Annotated in this window: 25 protein-coding genes and 1 pseudogene; 11 read left to right on the top strand and 15 right to left on the bottom strand. The window is 46.5% G+C overall.

The window, feature by feature from the left end; translation table 11 throughout:
- Window positions 1-15: 15 nt before the first annotated feature.
- Window positions 16-948 carry a ring-cleaving dioxygenase gene (locus tag KNO96_RS06765; protein ID WP_214703117.1) on the bottom strand — a complete coding sequence of 311 codons (933 nt, stop codon included), beginning with the start codon at window positions 946-948 and terminating at the stop codon, window positions 16-18.
- 119 nt (window positions 949-1,067) lie between these two features.
- Here KNO96_RS06765 and KNO96_RS06760 point away from each other — a divergent pair, with 119 nt between their 5' ends.
- The 5 genes and pseudogenes from KNO96_RS06760 to KNO96_RS06740 all read left to right on the top strand — a co-directional run bounded on the left by KNO96_RS06760 (window position 1,068) and on the right by KNO96_RS06740 (window position 6,103).
- Window positions 1,068-1,277, top strand: coding sequence for a helix-turn-helix transcriptional regulator (locus KNO96_RS06760; protein ID WP_214703116.1), 210 nt, complete (start codon window positions 1,068-1,070; stop codon window positions 1,275-1,277).
- Entirely contained in the window at window positions 1,274-1,750 is a 477-nt protein-coding gene (locus KNO96_RS06755) for a hypothetical protein (protein ID WP_214703115.1), read from the top strand. The genes KNO96_RS06760 and KNO96_RS06755 overlap by 4 nt, the downstream gene beginning before the upstream one ends.
- 129 nt (window positions 1,751-1,879) lie before the next feature.
- Complete coding sequence (locus tag KNO96_RS06750; RefSeq protein ID WP_214703114.1) at window positions 1,880-3,208, top strand: MATE family efflux transporter; 1,329 nt, start codon at window positions 1,880-1,882, stop codon at window positions 3,206-3,208.
- A complete protein-coding gene (gshAB, locus tag KNO96_RS06745; protein ID WP_214703113.1) occupies window positions 3,192-5,483 on the top strand; it encodes a bifunctional glutamate--cysteine ligase GshA/glutathione synthetase GshB in 2,292 nt (763 codons plus the stop codon). Before KNO96_RS06750 ends, gshAB begins: the two co-directional genes overlap by 17 nt.
- A gap of 119 nt (window positions 5,484-5,602) precedes the next feature.
- Window positions 5,603-6,103, top strand: a pseudogene (locus KNO96_RS06740) (SRPBCC family protein).
- 45 nt (window positions 6,104-6,148) lie between these two features.
- On the opposite strand, the gene KNO96_RS06735 reads toward KNO96_RS06740, so the two are convergent.
- The 5 genes from KNO96_RS06735 to KNO96_RS06715 form a co-directional block, all read right to left on the bottom strand.
- Window positions 6,149-6,520, bottom strand: a complete 372-nt coding sequence (locus KNO96_RS06735) for a YidH family protein (RefSeq protein WP_034770829.1) — start codon at window positions 6,518-6,520, stop codon at window positions 6,149-6,151.
- Window positions 6,521-6,528: 8 nt separating this feature from the next.
- Window positions 6,529-7,173 (bottom strand): response regulator, encoded by a 645-nt coding sequence (locus KNO96_RS06730; RefSeq protein WP_034770826.1) that lies wholly within the window; start codon window positions 7,171-7,173, stop codon window positions 6,529-6,531.
- Window positions 7,160-8,185, bottom strand: a complete 1,026-nt coding sequence (locus KNO96_RS06725) for a sensor histidine kinase (RefSeq protein ID WP_251125112.1) — start codon at window positions 8,183-8,185, stop codon at window positions 7,160-7,162. The genes KNO96_RS06730 and KNO96_RS06725 overlap by 14 nt, the downstream gene beginning before the upstream one ends.
- Before the next feature lie 159 nt (window positions 8,186-8,344).
- Window positions 8,345-8,905, bottom strand: a complete 561-nt coding sequence (locus tag KNO96_RS06720) for a hypothetical protein (RefSeq protein ID WP_214703112.1) — start codon at window positions 8,903-8,905, stop codon at window positions 8,345-8,347.
- Window positions 8,906-8,921: 16 nt separating this feature from the next.
- Window positions 8,922-10,115: an FAD/NAD(P)-binding oxidoreductase gene (locus KNO96_RS06715; protein WP_026824993.1), complete on the bottom strand. Its 1,194-nt coding sequence runs from the start codon at window positions 10,113-10,115 to the stop codon at window positions 8,922-8,924.
- 325 nt (window positions 10,116-10,440) lie between these two features.
- Here KNO96_RS06715 and KNO96_RS06710 point away from each other — a divergent pair, with 325 nt between their 5' ends.
- Entirely contained in the window at window positions 10,441-11,622 is a 1,182-nt protein-coding gene (locus KNO96_RS06710; RefSeq protein ID WP_214703111.1) for a TsoY family (seleno)protein, read from the top strand.
- A gap of 42 nt (window positions 11,623-11,664) precedes the next feature.
- Here KNO96_RS06710 and KNO96_RS06705 read toward each other — a convergent pair whose 3' ends face one another.
- From KNO96_RS06705 to KNO96_RS06695, 3 genes are read right to left on the bottom strand one after another with little or no spacing between them, the layout of a single operon-like run.
- Window positions 11,665-12,729 carry a threonine aldolase family protein gene (locus KNO96_RS06705; RefSeq protein ID WP_214703110.1) on the bottom strand — a complete coding sequence of 355 codons (1,065 nt, stop codon included), beginning with the start codon at window positions 12,727-12,729 and terminating at the stop codon, window positions 11,665-11,667.
- 55 nt (window positions 12,730-12,784) lie between these two features.
- Window positions 12,785-13,765, bottom strand: a complete 981-nt coding sequence (locus KNO96_RS06700; RefSeq protein WP_214703109.1) for a zinc-binding dehydrogenase — start codon at window positions 13,763-13,765, stop codon at window positions 12,785-12,787.
- 2 nt (window positions 13,766-13,767) lie between these two features.
- Window positions 13,768-14,259, bottom strand: a complete 492-nt coding sequence (locus KNO96_RS06695) for a lactoylglutathione lyase family protein (protein ID WP_026824989.1) — start codon at window positions 14,257-14,259, stop codon at window positions 13,768-13,770.
- Between the two features lie 118 nt (window positions 14,260-14,377).
- Between KNO96_RS06695 and KNO96_RS06690 the strand changes: the two genes are divergently transcribed.
- Window positions 14,378-14,686, top strand: coding sequence for a winged helix-turn-helix transcriptional regulator (locus tag KNO96_RS06690; protein ID WP_214700310.1), 309 nt, complete (start codon window positions 14,378-14,380; stop codon window positions 14,684-14,686).
- Between the two features lie 29 nt (window positions 14,687-14,715).
- On the opposite strand, the gene KNO96_RS06685 is transcribed toward KNO96_RS06690, so the two are convergent.
- On the bottom strand, window positions 14,716-15,096 hold the full coding sequence (locus KNO96_RS06685; protein WP_214703108.1) for a VOC family protein: 381 nt from the start codon (window positions 15,094-15,096) through the stop codon (window positions 14,716-14,718).
- A 75-nt stretch (window positions 15,097-15,171) separates the two neighbouring features.
- Between KNO96_RS06685 and KNO96_RS06680 the strand changes: the two genes are divergently transcribed.
- Window positions 15,172-15,654, top strand: coding sequence for a GNAT family N-acetyltransferase (locus tag KNO96_RS06680; RefSeq protein WP_214703107.1), 483 nt, complete (start codon window positions 15,172-15,174; stop codon window positions 15,652-15,654).
- A 35-nt stretch (window positions 15,655-15,689) separates the two neighbouring features.
- Here the strand turns inward: KNO96_RS06680 and KNO96_RS06675 are convergent, their stop codons facing one another.
- Window positions 15,690-16,520 carry a TerC family protein gene (locus KNO96_RS06675; RefSeq protein WP_026824985.1) on the bottom strand — a complete coding sequence of 277 codons (831 nt, stop codon included), beginning with the start codon at window positions 16,518-16,520 and terminating at the stop codon, window positions 15,690-15,692.
- A 253-nt stretch (window positions 16,521-16,773) separates the two neighbouring features.
- Between KNO96_RS06675 and folE2 the strand changes: the two genes are divergently transcribed.
- Window positions 16,774-17,685 carry a GTP cyclohydrolase FolE2 gene (gene folE2 / locus KNO96_RS06670; RefSeq protein WP_214703106.1) on the top strand — a complete coding sequence of 304 codons (912 nt, stop codon included), beginning with the start codon at window positions 16,774-16,776 and terminating at the stop codon, window positions 17,683-17,685.
- A gap of 39 nt (window positions 17,686-17,724) precedes the next feature.
- Here folE2 and KNO96_RS06665 read toward each other — a convergent pair whose 3' ends face one another.
- From KNO96_RS06665 to pta, 3 genes are all read right to left on the bottom strand, one after another.
- Window positions 17,725-17,913 carry a hypothetical protein gene (locus KNO96_RS06665; RefSeq protein WP_214703524.1) on the bottom strand — a complete coding sequence of 63 codons (189 nt, stop codon included), beginning with the start codon at window positions 17,911-17,913 and terminating at the stop codon, window positions 17,725-17,727.
- On the bottom strand, window positions 17,889-18,188 hold the full coding sequence (locus tag KNO96_RS06660; RefSeq protein ID WP_214703105.1) for a rhodanese-like domain-containing protein: 300 nt from the start codon (window positions 18,186-18,188) through the stop codon (window positions 17,889-17,891). The genes KNO96_RS06665 and KNO96_RS06660 overlap by 25 nt, the downstream gene beginning before the upstream one ends.
- 104 nt (window positions 18,189-18,292) lie before the next feature.
- A complete protein-coding gene (gene pta / locus KNO96_RS06655; protein WP_026824981.1) occupies window positions 18,293-19,282 on the bottom strand; it encodes a phosphate acetyltransferase in 990 nt (329 codons plus the stop codon).
- Between the two features lie 337 nt (window positions 19,283-19,619).
- Between pta and hemQ the strand changes: the two genes are divergently transcribed.
- Together hemQ and KNO96_RS06645 are read left to right on the top strand one after the other, a co-directional pair.
- Window positions 19,620-20,396 (top strand): hydrogen peroxide-dependent heme synthase, encoded by a 777-nt coding sequence (gene hemQ / locus KNO96_RS06650; RefSeq protein WP_214703104.1) that lies wholly within the window; start codon window positions 19,620-19,622, stop codon window positions 20,394-20,396.
- 75 nt (window positions 20,397-20,471) lie between these two features.
- Complete coding sequence (locus tag KNO96_RS06645; RefSeq protein WP_214703103.1) at window positions 20,472-20,618, top strand: hypothetical protein; 147 nt, start codon at window positions 20,472-20,474, stop codon at window positions 20,616-20,618.
- A gap of 3 nt (window positions 20,619-20,621) precedes the next feature.
- Here KNO96_RS06645 and KNO96_RS06640 read toward each other — a convergent pair whose 3' ends face one another.
- Window positions 20,622-21,560, bottom strand: coding sequence for an ATP-grasp domain-containing protein (locus KNO96_RS06640; RefSeq protein ID WP_214703102.1), 939 nt, complete (start codon window positions 21,558-21,560; stop codon window positions 20,622-20,624).
- Between the last annotated feature and the right edge of the window lie 110 nt (window positions 21,561-21,670).

The following is a 21,670-nucleotide window of genomic DNA, read 5'->3' as shown; positions in this document are numbered from 1 at the left end:
TGAATTTCCATTCGATTACAACTTCTCTAGTCTCGATTCGATTTCCGCTCGTCTCGACTCTAGAAACGGTGGTAAGGCCAGTCGCTCTCCAAGTGCTTCGATTGATTCATCCGTCGCGAATCCGGGTTCATCTGTCGCCAGTTCCACTAAGATTCCACTCGGTTCGCGGAAATAAATCGACTGGAAATAATAGCGGTCAATAAGACCAGAGTGACTGATGCCATGTGCGTCAAGCTTCTCAATCCATTTCACCATATCGCCTGTTTCTTCCACTCGAATCGCCACGTGATGCACACTCCCCCGCCCTGGTCGTTCCGATGCCAAATCCGGTCGATCGACGAGATGAATCTCTGTCGCCACGCCACCCGCTCCCGTCTCAAAGACGCGCACGTCGTGATCATCCCGATCAAATGTCGTCACGTATCGATAGTCAAGCACTTCTGTCAGCACCCGTGCCGTCTTTTCAATCCGCCGTACCGTCCACTCACTAAATCCGAGACCAAAGATGCCGACATCTGTTGGTACAGGGCCCTTTTCCCAAGGTGTTCCGTTCCCTCCTTCCACAAGACAGAGACGTTGACCCTCATGATCTTCAAACGCGAGCGTCGGTCTCCCTTGAACCGATTCGACGTCCCCGTATGTCACATCGAACGTGTCGAAACGCTCCTGCCAATATGTAAGAGCCCCTTCTGGTACCCGTAGCGCGGTTCGAGAAATACTGTTTGACCCCCGATACGTCTGCCCGAGAAACGGGAGCTCAAAGAACGTCAAATCTGTTCCAGGCGTCCCCGTTTCGTCCGCATAGAATAAGTGATACATCGATGGATCATCCTGGTTAACCGTCTTTTTGACGAGTCGCATCCCTAGTACTTCCGTATAAAATCGTAAGTTTTTTTTGGCATCCCCGGTCATCGCTGACACGTGATGTTGTCCACTAATAACCTTCACCAACCATCTCCCCTTTCGACTATATCGCTATTGTAGCACCTTTGGATAAGTAAAGTCTTCTTTACATTATGTTAAGTTTGTTTTACACTTTTGGTATAAATCAGAAAAGAGGTGGCGCCATGCCATTGGTCAACCGCGTGAAAGAACTGCGTGCCCGGCACCAGTTAACTCAAGGCGATCTTGCTGAAAAGGCCGGCGTGACGAGACAGACGATTATCTCGCTCGAGAAAGGCAGTTACACGCCGTCTCTCATGCTGGCGATGCACATCGCAAGAGTGTTCAAGGAACCGGTCGAATCTATATTCACAATCGAGGAGGAAACAAAATGAAACATGTCGTCGTTCAATCTATTTCAAGCATCATCTTGTATGTATTGACAGCCTTGTCTTTCGGATCGCTTACCACTGGTGTATACCAAACTTTGAACCATTACCACCGTGACGAAGTTTTCATATTTCAAATGAATGCTTTACCTTGGATCGGTCTTATTTTATTCGGTATTTCTTGGTCAATTTATAGTTATAAGACACGACCTAATAAAAATCTGTCGTTTTGGAAATGGTCAGTTCAAATGACCGAGTTCAGTGAAGTCGATGAACGTGAACAAATCATCACTGCGAAAGCGACAAAAGCTGCCTATGTCTCGTTTAGTATTTCGGTCCCCATTCTTATGGGATCGTTCATGTTCTATCCACTATTTGAAGACGCACTCCCTACTTATCCAATCTACGCACTCGCTTCAACGCTCATCATCGCGACATTCGTCTATATGGTAACTTGGATCCGCGCTTATACACGTTAAGGAATTCGACAAGAGTTCCTTTTTTTATGTCTATTTTTCATCGAATCCTATCTCCTAATTGCTAATCATTTCACCCTGTGTTTATATATAACTAAATGGTTATATAAATAATTAAAGGAGTCTTGCTTTGTGAAAACCGTCGATTTGACGACCGGAAACGTACAGCGTGTCATCCTCACGCTTGCCCTTCCGCTCGTCGGCAGTTCATTGTTACAGTTTACGTATAGTCTCGTCGATATGTTTTGGGTAGGCGCACTAGGAAGTGATGCCGTCGCAAGTGTCGGTGCGGCCAGTTTTTATATCATGCTCGGACAGGCGATTCAATCGTTGATTGTCGTTGGCGCCGGCATTAAAGTGTCACAAGCTGTCGGGAAACGTGACCTGAAATTCATCCAGCGCTATGTTCGGGCCGGAAGGCGTCTAAATCTAGCACTCGGTCTCTCGTATGCCTCATTACTGATTTTTTTTGGTCATTCGTTGATCGGCTTTTTGAATATGAACGCACCAACTGTCGAGCGTCTCGCGTATGGATATTTGCTCGTCAGTGCGCCGATGCTTATTTTTTCTTTCTTCAACTTGCTGTTCGCCCGTCTATTCAGTGCCTATGGCAATACGACAACAGCGATGCGAATCAATGCGACAGGCGTCATACTCAACATGGTTCTCTCACCGATCTTCATTTATCCACTTCAACTCGGCGTCCTTGGAGCAGCTCTTGCGACACTTGTCGCCAACGTCGTCATGTTCGGGTTCTTCTGGCGTCGCGCCCGTTCATTGTTCAATTGGGATGAAGTCATTCAGCCGACTCGAACCGACTATAAAGAAATCTTTCGTCTCGGATTTCCGATGGCGACCCAACGGATTTTGTTCACCGTCATCAGCATTTTCCTTGCTCGCATGATTGGTTCGTATGGGACTGAAGCGATTGCAGCACAACGGATTGGGCTTCAAATCGAATCGATCGCTTATATGATGATCGGTGGACTGAATGGAGCAATGGCTAGCTATACCGGTCAAAATATCGGGGCTCAAAAAGTGGATCGTGTTTATGAAGGTTACCGCGTGACGACCCGACTCGGGATAATCTATACGGGGCTCATCATGTTGTTATTTATAATCGTCCCGGATTTCCTCATCGGTTTATTCGTCGATGATGTTCGAACCATCGACATTGGGGCGAGCTACTTGCGAATTATCGGTATTTCTCTCGTCTTCTCTTCGATTGAAATGATCGGAAACGGCTACTTCTCAGGACTCGGATTACCGAAAATCCCTGCGACGATCTCGATCATTTTCACAGTGGCCCGTATCCCACTCGCATTGTTACTTGAGCCTTATCTCGGAATCGATGCCATCTGGTGGAGTATTGCCATCTCAAGTATCATCAAAGGGCTTGTCTCCGCCCTCTTTGTCCGACTAACGAAAAAGGAAGTGACTTCACTTGCAGAAGCAGTTTAATCAACTACCCCATCGTCTCATCACGAGCGGAAAGTTTGCCATCGAGCGGGAAATGTTGCGGGTCAAGTCAGACGGCACACTCGCTATTACGAAGCACCCAAAGTCACTCGGTCATAAGGCAACGCATCCATATATCACGACCGACTTCTCTGAAAGTCAAATCGAGCTCGTCACCCCGACGTTTCCGACGATTGAGGGGGCACATCACTTTTTAGAAACGCTTTATGATATCACTGCGCTAAACATAGGCGACGAACGCCTTTGGCCACAATCGATGCCATGCGCCTTACCGGAAGGCGGTATGATCCCACTAGCTGACTTTGGTGTGTCCGGACTCGAGGCTAGTCGTTACCGGGAGCATTTGCTCCAAAAATATGGTGCGAAAAAACAACTCATTTCCGGGATTCATTTCAATTTTTCGTTTTCCGATGAGATGTTGTCCACACTATACGAAGGGTCTCCTGAGCAATATCGACACTTTAAAGATCACCTTTACTTGAAGCTGGTTCGCCAATATTTACGGATGCGTTGGCTCATCGTCTATTTGCTCGGCGCTACCCCGGCTGTTCATGCGAGTTATGAAGAACGATGTGTCAGCCAGATGCAAGCGCTCCATGAAGATACCTTTTCAAATAAACAAGCGTTGTCCTATCGAAATAGCGACTGTGGCTATACGAATGTCGAACCACTTTATCCAAACTATAGGACACTCTCAGCATATACAAATGATGTACGTCGATTCATTGCCAAAGGGGAGATTACACATCCAAACGAACTCTACTCCCCGATTCGATTGAAAACATCGAGAGGTGGCAACGACTTGGACAAGCTCGAGGCGAACGGTATCGACTACATCGAAATTCGCAATATTGATTTGAATCCGTTTGAAAAGACCGGGATCGCTCGTTCAGATTTACGGTTTCTTCATCTATTTTTGCTCTACTTGACATTTACTGAGGAGACAACTTATTTCGATTGGCAGGCTGAAGCGTATAATAACCAACAACGTGTCGCCAAAGAAGGCATGTCTCCCACGAACACATTGACTCGAGATGGTGACGACGTACAACTACACACGTACGCGACAGAGCTTCTCGACGCGATCGATGCGTTCGACACGAAATATGACCTCGGCTTCAAAGATGTCTTCCCCTCTCTACGAGAAAAAATTGATCACGTGGACATGACGTACGCTTCTCGATTGAAGACGATTATGACCGAGACGGGTTATAACGCGTGGTCTCTGTCCCAAGCCGAACACTTTTATGAGGACGCGTATGCAAATCGTTTTCGTGTACATGGTTATTCCGACCTTGAGTTGTCTACTCAAGTATTAATGAAATCTGCCATCAAACGGGGGTATCGTGTCGACGTCATCGATTGGTCCGATCAATTTATCCGCATTCACAACGGCAAATATGAGGAGTACGTCAAACAGGCAACAAAGACATCAAAAGACAATTATGTATCAGTCCTGATGATGGAAAACAAAACGGTAACGAAGTATGTACTCGCTGAACACGGAATTCGTGTCCCTGAAGGTGTAGAACTTCATAACGAATCTGATTTATCGCATGCATGGCACCTCTTTTCACATAAACCAATCGTCTTGAAACCGAAGTCCACGAACTTCGGCATAGGCATTCATATTTTTAAAGACGGAACGACTTATGAGGAAGCTCTATCTGCATTTCAGTATGCGAGAACATTTGACGATGTCGTTTTACTGGAGACGTTTTTACCTGGAAAAGAATATCGCTTCCTCGTCATCGGAAACGAAGTCGCCGGTATCCTCCATCGCGTCCCAGCAAACGTCACAGGGGACGGCGCCTCTACCATTCGCCAACTCGTTTCTACAAAAAACGAAGACCCCTTACGTGGAAGAGGATATAAGACGCCACTCGAGAAAATTGAAATTGACGATATCGTCATCTCGTTTTTATATGCTCAAGGCAAGACACCGGACAGTATTCCAGCTCTCGGTGAGCGTGTCTTCTTGCGTGAAAACTCTAACATTAGTACAGGTGGCGACAGTATCGACTATACAGACCAAATTCCTGACGTCTATAAACACATTGCTGTCGATGCCGCTAAGTCGGTTGGCGCTACGATTTGCGGTGTCGATATGATGCTCCCATCTCTTAATGATGAGCACATTGAATACGGCATCATCGAGTTGAATTTTAATCCTGCCATCCATATCCATGCGTTCCCCTATGAGGGAAAAGAACGACCAATTGGCGAGATGTTGCTTGATTTGTTGTTTCAGGATTGATTACGTTTGTTTTGGAATATATGGATTGGGCATATCCAAATAGGAGCTCCGTGACGAAACTCGCTTCTTTTCCGAACTATTAGATGTATAGCAGATTCACCCTGAGAGGAGAATGAATCATGAGTACGGTTAAATCACATGTAGAGGGTACGACACTGATTACAGAACGTCTGTTCAAGGCACCACGACAACTCGTGTTTGAAGCATTCTCGACACCAGCTCATCTAGAGAAATGGTGGGGACCAACCGGATGGGACACGAAAGTATACAGTTTCGACTTCAAACCAAGCGGGATTTGGCATTACTGTATGACATGTGTTGATCAAAATCAAGGTGACTTCTACGGTATGGAGTCCTGAGGGAAATCCACCTTCATCGACATCGACCCCTACTCGCGAATCGTTTATACAGATGCGTTCTCTGATGCGGACGGTCATGTCAATCCAGATTTCCCTGTCATGACCATCACGAATGAATTTCTCGATACACCGAAAGGCACGCTATTCATTAGCCGCTCCGAATTCCCGAATGAAGAGGCTCTCCAACAAGTGGTTGATATGGGGGCCGTCGAAGGGTACACATCCCAACTCGATCGTCTTGAAGCGATCGTGACACAGTAACGAGCAAGGCACCGACCTCGTAATAGAGACGGTGCCTGTTTTCGTTTAAAATAAAAAGTAGCTCACTACGAGGATCAGTGAAAAGATAAAGACCATCCCAATCGCCAAAGCAATGAGACTCATCTTCGCAGATTTGAATTGTTGCGTGTTAATCGTATGCACTTTTTTCAAATATGAACGGGTACCTACAAGAATCGTGCTGATGCCGAACAAAATGGATAACATCCCGATTGCTGAAATCAATTGATGTTCTGCCCCACTTAAATTCTCGCTTCGATAATAGTGAAAGTTCGTCACTAAAAACCCAATCCCGATCACGGTAATCGCAGTACGAATCCATGCCAAAAATGTCCGCTCGTTCGCTAAGTGTTGCTGGATATATTGAGAATCTATCGTTTTTTCTACTTCTAACTTCATTCTTTCAATCATCCTTCCATTTCAATCAAATGATTCTTCAGAGCATATTGCACAAGTTCATGACGATGCTTGATTTGCAATTTATTCATGACACGTGCTTTATGATTTTCAACTGTTTTGGGACTAATCCCTAATTTCTCTCCAATCTCATTATGGCTATAGCCGAGAGTCGACAATCGGACGATTTCTAGTTCACGACGCGTCAATAACGGATGATTATTCTTTTGAAAGACAATCTTTTCAATATAATCCTCGTTCAACGAAGTAGCATAATATCGTTTCCCGTCAAATACGTGTTTGATTCCTTCTTCTAGTTGAGAAGGATCACTATTTTTGGACATATAACCAGGGACGCCCAGCTCGAGAGCACGTTTGATGTAAATCTCTTCATCGTGCATCGTCAGTAAGATCACTTTTACGGTGGGCACTTCCTCTGCGAGTGCTTTGACTGTCACAAAACCATCTAGTCCATTCGGCATCGTAATATCAAGTAAAATGACATCAGGACGTGTCCGAAGCGCTTCTTGGATAGCTGCTGACCCTTCTGTCGCTTCCCCGACTACCCGAATGCGCTCATTCGTACGAAACATCAGTTTTAACCCACGACGTACAAGTTCATGATCATCGACAATTAATACATTAATCGGTTGCATAATAACCTCGCTCTCTCGGAACCGACACGGAAATTTGGGTCCCTTCCCCTACTGCTGTAACGATTTGAAACAAACCCTCAATCGTTTTCGCTCTCTCTTCCATATGACGTAACCCTAATCCTTTCGAGACGTTCAGCGCATCAAAACCTGCCCCGTCATCCCGGAATAACAATTCAACTCGCCCGTCACGCTCGATTACCTGACAATCCACAATTGTCGGATTTGCGTATTTCATTGTATTTACGAGTGCCTCTTGGACAATCCGATACAAATTAATCTCCACAAGAGAATCGCATCGTGTCGTCAGACGAATGTCTGTATGAAACGCTACGTTTGGGTAACGGGTCGCAAAACTATCAAGCAACACTTGTAATGCGGATTCAAGTCCAAATTGATCAAGCTCAATCGGTCTTAATTGCTTCGAGTAATTTCTTACATGATCCATCAGGAGACTTACTTCAGATAGAACGGACGTCAAATATTCTTTTTTATCCGGGTCTGCGACGTCTGATTGAAGAGCACTCAACGCAAGGGTGATACTAAAGAGCGATTGTCCGACACCGTCATGTAGTTCCTGAGCCAACCGTTCATGTTCTTCCTCTCGTGCATGAATCAATTCCCGAACCATCTTTTCTCTTAAAGCGTGCGCTTCTCGGCGCTTTCGTTCTGTGAAATCTCGTAAAACGAGCAAATAATATGTGGCTCCTGTTTTGGCATCATTTAGAATTCGAGCTGTATTCATCTCAACATCTACTAGTTTTCCGGAGTAAGTCGGCATTTCTGAAGAGAAGTATGGAGAACGTTCATGTTCAATTAAGTAACACCGTTCTTCACCTAAGCTCATTCTCCGTTTCTGACAAAAAGAACAATAAGGAACCGGTTCACCGACTTGCCATCCCGTCAATTGCTCGGCTGATTGATTCATCGATATGATTTTCCTGTCATGATCCATCACAATCACACCGTCTTTGAGTACGTCTAATATTTGGTGTTCAAAATCACGTAGTGTCAACCTCATCCCCCCTCCGTACCCTTTAAGTTCTTACACCCATAATACCCCTATGGGTAAATAAACCCAAATGATGTACTTCTCTTTCCCATGAAAAAAAGACGTGCACCGAGGCACGTCCGATTTCTTTTGAAAACCCTATTCATCACAATCCACTCATATTTAACGCTTGATCGTCCGTTCATTTAAGACATCAACAGTCGCTTGCACATATTTGAGCCCGTGTTGAACAGACGGTTCTTTAATCCATCGCATGAGTGAGAATAGCGTGATGTGGCGGTCATCCTGTTCCACACGACTTTGTACTTCCGCCCACATATCTCGTGTCCATTCAACCTTCTCTTTCGCTGGCACGGCATACCCCTCAATCCGTTGGCCAATCATTTCTTTCGTTTGTTCATCGTGGTATACATCTTGAACAAACGTGAACATGGACTCAAGTTGATTGGTCACCTGTAACAATATCGGTAATTTTTCAATCAGCTCTATAGCCGATTCAAGCGTTTCGATTTGTATGTTGGAATTGTCGATGGCCGCGTCAACTTTTTCTTTCACCGTTTCATCTTTCATCGTCGCCATACCAAAATCAACAGCATCTTCCAAACGACGGAGAGACTGTTCGATTTTAGGTAGACGATCAATGAGTGCAATCAGTGCTTGCTCAACGTCGGGTCTTGTCAGTACTGTTTCAACTGTTTGCTCTTCAAGTGCAGAACGTTCCATCACGATCCCTCCCTTCCTACATCGTCCCTTTCAACATGCCATTCCAGTACATAATCGGTAAAAAGTCTTTTTTCAAAATATACATGCTCCGTCTTTCTTTTGCTTGATTGAACGGCATAGATTCTTGTGGAACTTTATCATAATCAAACTCTGCGAGAATTAATGAACCATAGCCCGTGACAATCGGACAAGAAGAATAACCATCATAAGAAGCAGTCGGTAAATGACCGTACATCACATCCAGTACGTTTCGCACGACGACGGGCGCTTGCTTTCGAATCGCTGCACCCGTCTTCGATGTGGGTAGGTTCGTACAATCACCTAACCCGAACACATTTTTAAATTGTTTATGTTGAAGTGTATGTTTGTCGACATCGACCCAACCACCGGATTCCGCCAATGAACTGTTCCGAATAAACGCCGGAGCTTGCATCGGTGGTGTGACATGAATCATGTCATAACTCATCTCAAACGATTCACCAGAATCTAAGTTTTCAAAAACCGCAATTTTTTCATCTGCTTTTATTTCCGTTAAATTAACCCGGAAATGCGTTTCAATCTGTTTTCGTTCGAGTACTTTCTCCAACGCATCCCGATACTTCGTAACATCGAAAATGGCGGGATTAGCCGAACCGAAGACCACTCGACTCGAATCACGAACTCCCGTCTTCGTTAAATACTCTTCAGCCAGATACATGATTTTTTGAGGGGCGCCCCCACATTTCACTGGAGAAGCCGGGTGCGTGAACAATGCAGTTCCACCTGTGAGCTTTTCGAGGGTATCCCATGTATAATCAACGTGTTCGTATGAGTAGTTACTGCAGACTCCTTTCGACCCAAGCGATTCTTTTAACCCTTTGACGCGCCCCCAGTCAATTTCAATACCTGGTGACACGACAAGAAAATCGTATTGAATCTTTCCGTGACTTGACGTTTCGACTTGATTGTTTTCAGGATCAAATGTCGTCACATGGTCTTGTAACCACGTCGCCCCATCAGGAATGAGTGAATCCATCGTGCGGGCTGACTCCTCTTTTTTGACAATACCTGCTCCGACGAGTGTCCATAATGGTTGATAATAGTGAGTGGTTGCGGGATCAATCAATAAAACCTCATCTCTTAAATGATGTTTCTCTCGAAGCAATCTGGCCGCGACACTGATTCCCCCAGTTCCTGCTCCTACAATCACAACACGATAATGTGTACGCATCGTATGCCTCTCCTTCCTTCTTGCTATGTTTTCTTTTTTTGACAAAACAGTGAACTTCTATACAACTTAAGCATATTTGAAAGCGTATACATTTTATATAGGGGAAGTCCCTCAATTTCCTTATGAATCAACACTTGACGTAACATAGCACATATTATCTTCAAACAAAATATCAATATTAAACGTTATCAGAGGTGATGAAAATCACACAGACAGCCATGTCTATTATTGAGGGATTGCCCTCAATTATATCCAACCCTCTTGACCTCTCTATACCCTAGTGGGTATAAAGTGATTATGTAATTTAAAGGAGGAGTTTTTTATCATGTCAAAACAAACCTATCACCCATTATATTTTTTATCTGCTCTTGGCAACGGTGGGCTCGCTGTGTCATTTTTTATGTACTTTATGTTCCTCATACCACACCCTGATTCTCCACTACCTCACTTCAATCATTTACGTGAGACGTTTGAGGGCGGAGGAATCCCTGCTATTCTTGTCGTTCTCGTTTCATTGGTCATTATTGGCTTTTCGGCAAATCACTTCCGTCTGCTTGCATGGAATATCCGTTCATTTCGTAAATTCAAGAAAAGCGATCGATATTCCAAAGTGAAAGGAACTCCTGGAGAAGTAGCTGTCATGGCAGAACCACTCACCTATGCGATGAGTGTCAATGTACTGTTTATTCTAGGTGCTTTGTTTGTTCCAGGACTTTGGTCTAATGTTCAATCCTTACTACCTTTTGCCCTCATTGCCTTCTTAATCATTGGTGGATATGCATTTACTCGTTATGTTCAGTACATTGCATCGGTTATGGTGAGTGGTCAAGTTGACGTTGAAAATATGAACCAATTCGGACAATTCTTAGGTGCTTTTTCGTTCGTCATGGTCGCAGTGGGATTAGCTAGTCCTGCCGCTATGTCAAAAATCCAATGGGTTTCTGTCAGTGCGACAATCGCCTCTATATTTTTTATGACACTTGTATGGGGGATTATTTTATTTTTCGCCGGAATGAGTCTACGAGCCATCTTCAGTAAAGGCTTTGCAAAAGCGAGCGCACCGACTATTTGGTTACCTATCCCGATTCTCACCCTTACTGGTATTACATTCGTTCGATTGAACTCAATGGTGTCACATCGCTTGCTAGAGACTGAGGTCAATGCAGCCTTTATGCTGATTGTACTCGGGATATTATTTATGGGGAGCACCGCGGTTGGACTAATCGGATATAGTGTATTACGTCGACTTGATTACTTCAGAAATCAGCCAGAGGGCGGAGCAAGTTTTGGTCTCATTTGTCCAGGTGTCGCATATGTGGTACTCGGAATGTTCTTTGTTCATTGGGGACTCGTTCAAAACGGCTTCTTGACTGTACACACGTGGATGCATTATATCGCTTTATCACCTCTTGTATTCATACAATTTAAAACAATTCAATGGGTCGTGAAGTTGTCTTCTACGCATCTATCATCTGCCGCCGACAAATCCACACTCAAAGTCGCATGACAAGAACGCTGAAGAGAAACATCTCTTCAGCGTTCTTTATATTTATTTAGAGTTGAATTGCCTAAATACATCATCGAGTTGATTAGAGGTTATATGACTGTAGACATCCCCGATGCTGATTTCCGTTGAACAGTATCCATCTTTTTCTACGAGATGCCCTGTAATGCCAACCCCGGTTTCTTGTTGGATGCGTACCATCCGCTCGCCCACTTCCTCTTCATCCCCTTGGAAATGTAAGTGGAACATATTCGTGACGGGGATGCGTGGTGTCGTCCACACTCCATCGATTTCATTAAAGCGTGCTGCCAACCGCACTGCATCGTCCCGATACCGGGTCATTTTGTCTTTTCGCAACTCATAATAATAATCTGAAGAAAGAATATACGGATACAGGCTGATCAAGTCACCGCCATAGCGACGCTTCCATACTTTCGACGTCTCACAAAACGCCTTCGGTCCAGCAAGGATGGCCCCGGCAATGCCACCAATTCCTTTATAGAACGAGACGTACACACTATCGAAGAGCGCACAAATCTCAGACGCTTCTTTCTCATAATACGGGAGCGATTCGAACAGTCGTGCTCCGTCTAGATGTAGATAAATCCGTTTGTCACGACAATGTTCGCTAATCGCTTCGAGTTCCTCGAACGTCGGCAATTCCCCTCCGATTTCCCGTTGTGGCAGTTCAAGCAACAGACAGGCGATGTCCGGTAACGCTTGAATCTCTTCGAGTGTCATAAGACGGTTTTCGTTTCCAACTAAAATCGGTTCGATGTGATGCAACTCTTTCAAGCCGTCCTGCTCATGGATTTCAAGGTGACAGAGCGGATGGTATGCGACCTTGTTCTTCCCTGTCTCATCACACCAAATGCGTAACGCAATCTGTTGCGCCATCGTGCCGCTCGGAAAGAATACCGCTGATTCTTTCCCGAGAACCTGCGCCATCTTCTCTTCGAACTGTCGAATCGTTTTGCCCTGTCCATACTGGTCACTCGGCTCATCTTCACGCACCTGTTCAAATGCGCGTTTCAATACCCCGACTTCTCGCTTCCCGTGACCGCTCAATTGAACGTTCGTCTGACGATACGTGTCGATCAATCGCTCCATTTGTTCCCCTCCTCAACAAATAAACTCCCTGTCAGTATAACAGGGAGTCATCTACTCAGTCGCGAATCCGGACGATGAGTTTACCGCGCACTTTCCGCGTTTGTAGTTTTTCGAGACCTTCTTTCAATTGGTCGAAAGATAACACTTCTGTGACGAGGTCGTTCAGTTCACCCTCATCAAGCAAGTGCATCAACTCTTCGGCCATATACGCCAAGTTGCGAATCGCATGTTCGTCCTCGCTCGCATGCGCTGCCCCGAGCGCCACCTCGTGAATCGAAGGGGATAATGTGAACCCTTTCATGTTCGTCATGTCTGGTGGACCGGCGATATAGGCGAGGTGTCCGCTAAACGCGAGACGATCTAAGTCGGCTGTCGCGACGTCGCGACCGACCGTGTTCAAAATCAAGTCGACACCACGTCCATCCGTCTCTTCCATGATTCGTGCCGTCACGTCCTCGACGTTGTAGTCGATTGACACGTCCGCCCCAAGCGACTCTACCCATTCAACGTTCTCGGGAGATGCCGTCGTGAAGACCTTTAGCCCGAGGCGTTTTGCGAGCTGAATGGCAAAGCCACCAACACCACCTGCACCAGCGTGCACGAGAATCGTTTCTTTATTCCGTGTATTCAGTTTCTGCATGACCGCTTCATACGCTGTCATTCCAGCACATAAAATCGAGGCAGCCGCTTCGTCGCTCACACCTTCCGGAACGACCGCACATGCCCGGGCATCGACGACCGTATACTCAGCGAACCCTCCATATTTCGAAAGATCCGTATGAACGGCCACACGCGAACCGGTAATGATGTTGGCGATACTCGAACCGACCTCGACGACTTCTCCAACGAGATCGACACCGAGAATGTGTGGATATGACCAATTCGGATTGCCATTCGATCCGACTTTATAATCGACCGGGTTCAAGGCGACCGCCTCGACACGAATCAATAATTCTCCGGCTCCAGGTGTCGGTCGGTCGATTTCTCCAATATGCAGATGATCCAGACCAGGTTGGTCGAGTAGCCATGCTTTCATGTTTAATAAGCTCCTTCCGAATACGTAAGTTCGTATGAGTGTGAATAAATTTCAACGAGGTTACCGAATGGATCTTCGCAGTACACCATGCGATACGGTTTTTCTCCTGGGTAGTACTCACGAATCGGCATCCGTTGTTTGCCGCCATGAGCGACAATCTTCTCGACGAGTCCTTCGATATCAGGGTCTTGTACACAATAGTGGAAGATCCCTGTCTTCCAAAATTCGAAGTTGTCTTCTGGTGTCTCGTTATTCGGGAACTCAAATAACTCGATCCCAATCCCATCTCCCGTTGACATGTGGGCAATACGGAATTTGCCCCAGCCTGGTCCGAAGACGTCAGTACACATCACTCCGATTGGTGAATCGTCCTCGACGACGTCTGAAGGTGTCATGATGGTATACCATCCCATCACGTCCTCATAAAATGTAACGGCCTCGGCTACGCTCGGTACAGAAAGACCGATGTGTGAAAATGTTCTTGGATACGTCATGTTTCATCTACTCCTTTTTGTTTGCTCAATTTGGCGGATAACGATAAGATACTGTCATTGAAGCAAGAAAAAAAGTACGCACATTGAAGTAACTACCCGAAAGTGAGGCTCATTGAACATGACCACATCGTTCCCCGTCAACCGCGCACTCGAGATTATCGGCGGCAAATGGCGCCCTCAAGTGTATTGCACGCTTCAAGATGGACCGCTCCGTTTCTCTGATATTCAACGGGCGATTCCTGAGGTCAGCCGAAAAGTGTTGACCGACCAATTGCGTGAGCTTGAACAGCTCGGCATGGTTCGTCGTGTCGATTATTCGACGGAGAAGCACCTTCACGTCGAATATTCATTGACCGAAGACGCCCTCGGACTGCAACCCGCCATGAATGCCCTTTGTTCATGGGGAGAGTGCCACGATAATAAATAATCCCGGGCCATTTGGCCCGGGATTATTTATTATGAAGCGAACAGACTGATCAAATTCCCATCCGCATCGTACAGAATCGCGTAACGCTGTCCCCAAAACGCGTCCCATGGGGCTTTGTGTGACACATAGCCTTGTTCAAGGACCGAGTCATACAATGCATTAAGCGACTCACGGCTTTCACATAAGAAGGCAAGTTCGATCCGATGTCCTTCTGCTTGTTTCCATTCCCCATATACCGATTCGGCCACTTCCACCGTATCGAACGCGAGACGCACGCCGCCTTCATCAATCTCCACATGCGCTTCCCCATTCATCGCTTCCGGAATCTCAAACCCGAGTGCCCGATAAAAATCGAGCGACCGCTTCATATCCGTCACGACGATTCCGACCATGTCCAACTTGATTGTCATCCCATTCCCTCCTCTTCGTTTCATGATACGATTTGAGTGTAGCACGTCCATTTCAACCAGAGACGAGGAAATATCATGAATCATACGTTTCATCCACTCACACAAGACCAAGCCGAACAAATTGCCTTCGAGTGGCGCTATGGAGGTGAATATGCGTTTTACAATATGGACGCCGACGAGGAAGATCTCGCCTCATTTTTAGATGCGAAGGAACGGGGAGAAACGACGTTCGCCATCCTTGAATCTGGCGAGCTTATCGGCTTTGTCACGTTACAATTCGAATCAACGGACACCGTTTCCATTGGTCTTGGCATGCGCCCTGATTTGACGGGGAGCGGCAACGGACATCGATTCCTCACTTCGATTCTAACTTGGATCGAGGCGACATATGGGACTCGTACAGTACGTCTCGCTGTCGCCACGTTCAACAAGCGAGCCATCCGTTTATACGGATCACTCGATTTCATCCCAGAAGAAACGATCATGCAGGAGACGAACGGCGGCGTGTATTCCTTTCTCTCGATGAAACGCCTACAAACATCCCCTCCGAACATCTGAGGTTCGGAGGGGATTTATATACGATCTATCTAAACTCAGTGTTTGACCGCTGTCGGTTTCGATGAGAACCAGCCCCATAACGCAATCCCGACCATGACTGACCAGAAGAAAATCGTCCAAGCTGCCGAGTGGACGAATCCATCCGGGAGCCCCATGAATTCGAATGGTGTCCCGGCAATCAATTCTTTGAAACCTGGATGTTCAAGTACGAGGACCGTCAACTTGACCCCGACCCAACCGACGATGATAAAAGCGGCTGTTTCAAGTGTAGGACGTTGATGAAGCAACTTGACAAAAATCCGAGCCGCGAATCGCATCAAGACGACCCCGATGAGTCCACCCGTCAAGACGACGAAGAACTGACCTGAGTCAATCCCACCGATTTCCCCGAGACCGAGCGGTGGCAAGCTGACCGCGAGCGCAACCGCTGCCAAGATTGAGTCGACCGCAAAGGCGATATCCGCAAACTCAACTTTCGCGACAGTGAGCCAAAACTCTTTCTTCGAAACAGGTCGTTCTGTGACGGCCGTCTCTTCTTTCGCTTCTGCTGCCAAATCTTGCTGTGGCTCCATTTTTCTCGCCTTATACGTCATATACAGATGACGCGCACTCATTCCAATCAAGTATAGCGCACCGAGCGCTTGAACTTGCCATACGTTAATTAAGAACGAGATTAAGAACAATGCGATAAAGCGGAAGACGAACGCCCCGAGGAGTCCGTAGAACAATGCCTTCTTCTGCTCTGTACGTGGCAAATGCTTGACCATGACAGCCAAGACGAGCGCGTTGTCTGCAGATAACAAGCCTTCTAAACCGACGAGAACGACGACAATCCAGGCATACTGCAGGACTAACTGCCAATCCATAACAACATCTCCTTTTTTCTTTCAATTCCTTCATATTTAATAGTGATCTATTTTTTAAGTTCACAGGACCATTTTATTCCCGTTCACAAAGTAAATCAATCCTCTTTCTTCAATATCTGAAGGTTTTTTTAGGATTGCATATTCAAAACACGTTTTGAGAGCAAAATCATACCCGTTCAGCCATCATTTCGTGATAAAATCCTAACAAGAACGAGTGGTCGCTTGAACCGCTCTAAAAAAGGAGAATCCGATTATGTCTACAAGCCATGTCGCTTTACCTACTAAAGCAGAACGACATAAATTGTTCGGGTCGGTCCCACCGATTAAAGGAACAAAACCGACCGAGAAAGAACAGATGGTCGATTTACAAAATACACCGAAAAACTTCTTATTCGCTCTTGATAGTGTTGGAATTTCAAACGTGAAGCACCCTGTGAACGTCGAGACGTCAGAAGGGGTCCAGTCAACAGTTGCTACCTTCGAATTGACGACATCGCTCGTTCAAGATCGTAAAGGAATCAACATGTCCCGTTTGACGGAACAGCTCGATGCGTATCATCAACAAGGATGGACGGTATCGAACCGTTCGTTAATCGAGTTTGCACAAGAGCTCGCGGAGCGTATGGAGCAAACGGAAGGACAATTGACAATTCGTTACCCGTGGTTCTTCACGCGTAAAGCACCCGCGACAGGCCTCAGTGGTTTGATGAACGCAGATGTCATGCACCGCGTGACATATAACCTCGAAACGGGCGTCGCAAATGTGACAGTCGGTCTCGTCATCAATGTCACGACGCTTTGCCCATGTTCAAAAGAAATCAGTGAGTACAGCGCCCATAACCAACGTGGGTACATCACGATCGAAGCAGGTCTTGATGAGACGTCGATGGATGGGTTCGACTGGCGTGCAGCACTTCTCGATGCGGCGGAATCGAACGCCTCAGCACCACTCCATCCGGTCCTCAAACGTCCGGATGAAAAACGTGCGACAGAAATCGCATACGAAAACCCACGTTTCGTCGAGGACATGGTCCGCTTGATTGCGGCTGATTTGTACGAGATGAAACAAGTTGTGAACTTCTTCGTTGAATGCCGTAACGAAGAATCGATTCACCAACATGATGCCATCGCGTCAATCACATTTGACAAGCGCAACGACACATAAAAAAATGCGGAACCTCTTTTAAAGAAGGTTCCGCATTTTCTATAGACTCACTACGAGTTCAATCGTCAGCAAGATGATGATGAACATCACCCACACCGCCCAAACGAGTCGCCACTTCTCCCAATCAAACCGCTTCACCATTGCATAGACAGTGAGATACAGTGCGATGAGAAGAGGAACGACGACCCATGGATTTTCTAACATCACGCCTCGATGTCGCCATCCCAAGCGAGCATACCACCCTCAACATTGATGACTTTGTAGCCTTTTGACTCTAAGTGGTCACACGCCGTCACACTGCGGCCGCCCGAGCGACAAATGACGTGGTAGACGTTGTCCTGTGCTAACTTTTCTGTCACTTGCGGGAATTCAGATAGTGGATAGAGTGGTACGTTCGGGATATGCCCTGCGTCATATTCGTCTTGTTCGCGCACATCGATGATATGGAGCGACTCCCCGTTTTCTAGCTTTTCTCGTAATTCAGTTGCATGAATATTTTGCATACGTATTTCCCCTTTCAATATTGGATTCCTCTTTTAGTTTACCTCAGCTACCACTCAAAAAAACATGAAAAAAGCACCCTTCTACCTAGAAGGATGCTTCGGACTTACGCTTCGTTGCGCTCGTCGATTGCTTGTGCTGCTGTGATGAGTGTCAATTTGTAGACATCTTCTTCGTTACAGCCACGTGATAAGTCATTTACTGGTTTATTGAGACCTTGAAGGATTGGACCGATCGCTTCGAATCCACCGAAACGTTGAACCATCTTGTAGCCAATGTTTCCTGCTTCAAGACTTGGGAAGACGAATACGTTCGCTTTACCCGCCACATCAGAACCTGGTGCTTTCTTCGCCGCTACGCTAGGGACGAATGCTGCATCGAATTGAAGTTCTCCATCGATTGGAAGGTTCGGTGATTTTTCTTTCGCAAGGCGTGTCGCTTCCACAACTTTCTCTGTTTCAGGTGACTTCGCAGAACCTTTTGTCGAGAAGCTAAGAAGGGCGACTTGTGGGTCGATCCCGAACGTCTTCGCTGTCGCTGCTGATAAGAATGCATTTTCTGCTAAGTCCGCTGCGTCTGGTGCGATGTTGATCGCACAGTCCGAGAAGACGTATTGCTCGTCGTCACGCACCATGATGAACACACCTGACGTCTTTTTGATGCCTGTTTGCATTTTGATGATTTGAAGTGCCGGACGTACCGTATCAGCCGTCGCGTGCATCGCGCCTGAGACAAGACCTTCTGCTTTTCCTGTATGAACGAGCATCGTTCCGAAGTAGTTCACGTCCGATGTGAGGAGTTCGCGCGCTTGTTCAGCCGTCGCTTTCCCTTTGCGACGCTCGACGAATGATTCGACGAGAACATCGATGTCTTCGTACGTCGCTGGGTCGTATTGTGTTAAACCTGAGATGTCGAAACCATGTTTTGCCGCAACCGCTTCGACGTCTGCTTTCGCACCAACGACGATTGGTTCTACCATACCGTCCGTTTTCAATCGAACCGCAGCTCCAAGAACACGCTCATCGACGCCTTCTGGAAAGACGATCGTGGGACGAACCGGGCTGACTTTTTGCTTCAACGTTTCAAATAATTTCATAACGAATGAACCCCTTTTCTCAATTTACAGCATGACTGCTAATGGTTTTGCCATTGACTTGTGTCTTTACGCGATTTCAATTATACACAGTACCCTTTTCAAAATAAACTATTCTGCCCATTTCGTCATAAATCGCTTAGAATCAATCATTATATGAATAGAACAGTTTCTCCAAAGTGACTGATACAGCCATTTTTGTAGCCGTTTCCATGTTTCTGTCCTCTGTTCTTTACCCGTCATGAATCGTGATAACCCTCACAGTGCCTCAAAGTTGCCAGTCAGTGAAGCGTGTATGGTAAAATAGACGGCGAAGCCAAGTCCCGAAAGGAGATTTTTTATGTCAGAACGTCCAGTACCTACAACAGATACACAACATGCCGCCGCCACATTAGACGGATGGTATTCACTCCATGATTTCCGCAAGATCGATTGGGCTCGTTTGAAGCTCGTCGATGCCGAAAAGCGTCAACACATGATTGACGAGTTCACAACATTCCTCGCTTCTCTCGAAGAAATCGAAGCCAAAGGTGAAGGAAGTCACGCCTTCTACTCGATTCTCGGTCAAAAGGCAGACCTCGTCTTGATGGTGCTTCGCCCGACATTCAACGAACTTGAAGATGTTGAGCGTGCGTTCCGCAAAACAGCATTATACGACTATATGATTCCCTCATATTCATACGTGTCTGTCATCGAGCTCGGTATGTATCGTGGATCTGGAGATGGGGACCCGTACCAAAACCCACACATCCGCTCACGCCTCTATCCGACACTTCCAAAGGCCGCACACATTTGTTTCTACCCGATGAGCAAGGCTCGTCGTGACGGAGACAACTGGTACATGTTATCGATGGATGAACGGAAAGACCTCATGTATCGTCACAGCATGATCGGTCGTAGCTATGCCGGTAAGATTCAGCAATTCATCGGTGGGTCAACAGGATTCGATGCATGGGAATGGGGCGTCACGCTCTTCGCTGAAGATTCACTTCAATTTAAGAAAATCGTCTACGAGATGCGCTTTGATGAAGTGAGTGCGAAATACGGTGAGTTCGGTGACTTTTACGTCGGGAACATCTTACCGAAAGAAAATTTGAGCACATTCTTTAGCGTGTAAAAGGTTTACGCGTATAGCACCTCGGGAATTAAAGATGATGTAAGCAAGTCATCCTGATCAACGAGGTGAACAACGATGCGCGTGTTCAAAGAAACCGATCGAGACACTGCGGAACATTTAGATTCGTTCATCGAACGAATGGCACCGACAGCAGAATTAGTCCAACATCGATTTGAAGAGCAACTCAAACATACACAGCAAAAGGGTCAGGCGAGCGCCTGACCCTTATTTTGTCGTGGTGACGTGAAGTGCGTCGCCTAAGAAAGTAGCTAATTCAAGCATACCGTAACGCCCTGCTTTCGCTTCGGCTTCGGAATTATAGTTCGTATTCGTATTGACGTCATAGGCGTAGACGTTGCTGTCTTCATCTCGGATGATTTCGATCCCGGCGATGTCAATCGCATTCACTTTAAGGAACTGCTCAAGTTGCGGAATGATCGGGTCATCGAATCCTTCGACGATTTCGAACTTCGCCGGCGGCGTCTCCCCGACCGGACAGAACTGGTCTTCAATCGAGCAAGCGTCTGCCGGGCAGAGCTCGAAGCCTTCCGACGTATCGACACGGACCGCATATAGGAACTTCCCGCCGATGAATTCACAGCGGGTAATATACGGTTCTGGTGCTTCGATATACTGTTGAATGAGCGTGATGCCGTCAACCGAGTCCTCGAACGAGGGACCATATACATATTCTTTGAGTCCTTCGATCGTATGGAACAATTGGACCCCAAGTCCTTTCCCGGCACGATTATGTTTCGTGATGAACGGTGTCATGCCCAGCTTCTCAGCCGCCTCGATGATTTGCTTCTTACCAACTGCCGCAATCGTCTTCGGTACACGGATTCCTTCGCGTCGAAGCGCCGTATATTGATTGACCTTGCTCACTTCAAGACGGATGGCACGTGTGCCGTTGAACACGGTCCGGTCGTTCGCCTCTAACCAAGCGAGGACGCCTTCCGTCAATTCAGGGGCGTACCGATGCCCACGTGTGTGCGAAGAGGCGCTCATACGATTATAAAAGACACCTTCCGGGGGCGTTGCTTCGAGATCAATCGTCCCTTGGTCCAAGTGCCATAGTTCATAAGGTAACTGTAGTTCTTCTAAGCGGTGAACCAGGTGATTCGTCCATTCTTCGTTCTCATGAATGACGTGAATTTTAGACATCATCATCCCTCCTTATATGATGTGTTTACTTTACCACATTCATAACCGACAATTCCAATGTGCATGGTTTGTCTAATCCTCAATTCTGAAATATCAGACGATTTCATGGT

It is taken from the genome of Exiguobacterium sp. s89, from assembly GCF_018617735.1.
GTDB lineage: Bacteria > Bacillota > Bacilli > Exiguobacteriales > Exiguobacteriaceae > Exiguobacterium > Exiguobacterium marinum.
Note: the sequence above shows the minus strand (reverse complement) of the source record. Positions and strands in the feature narration are given on the sequence as shown.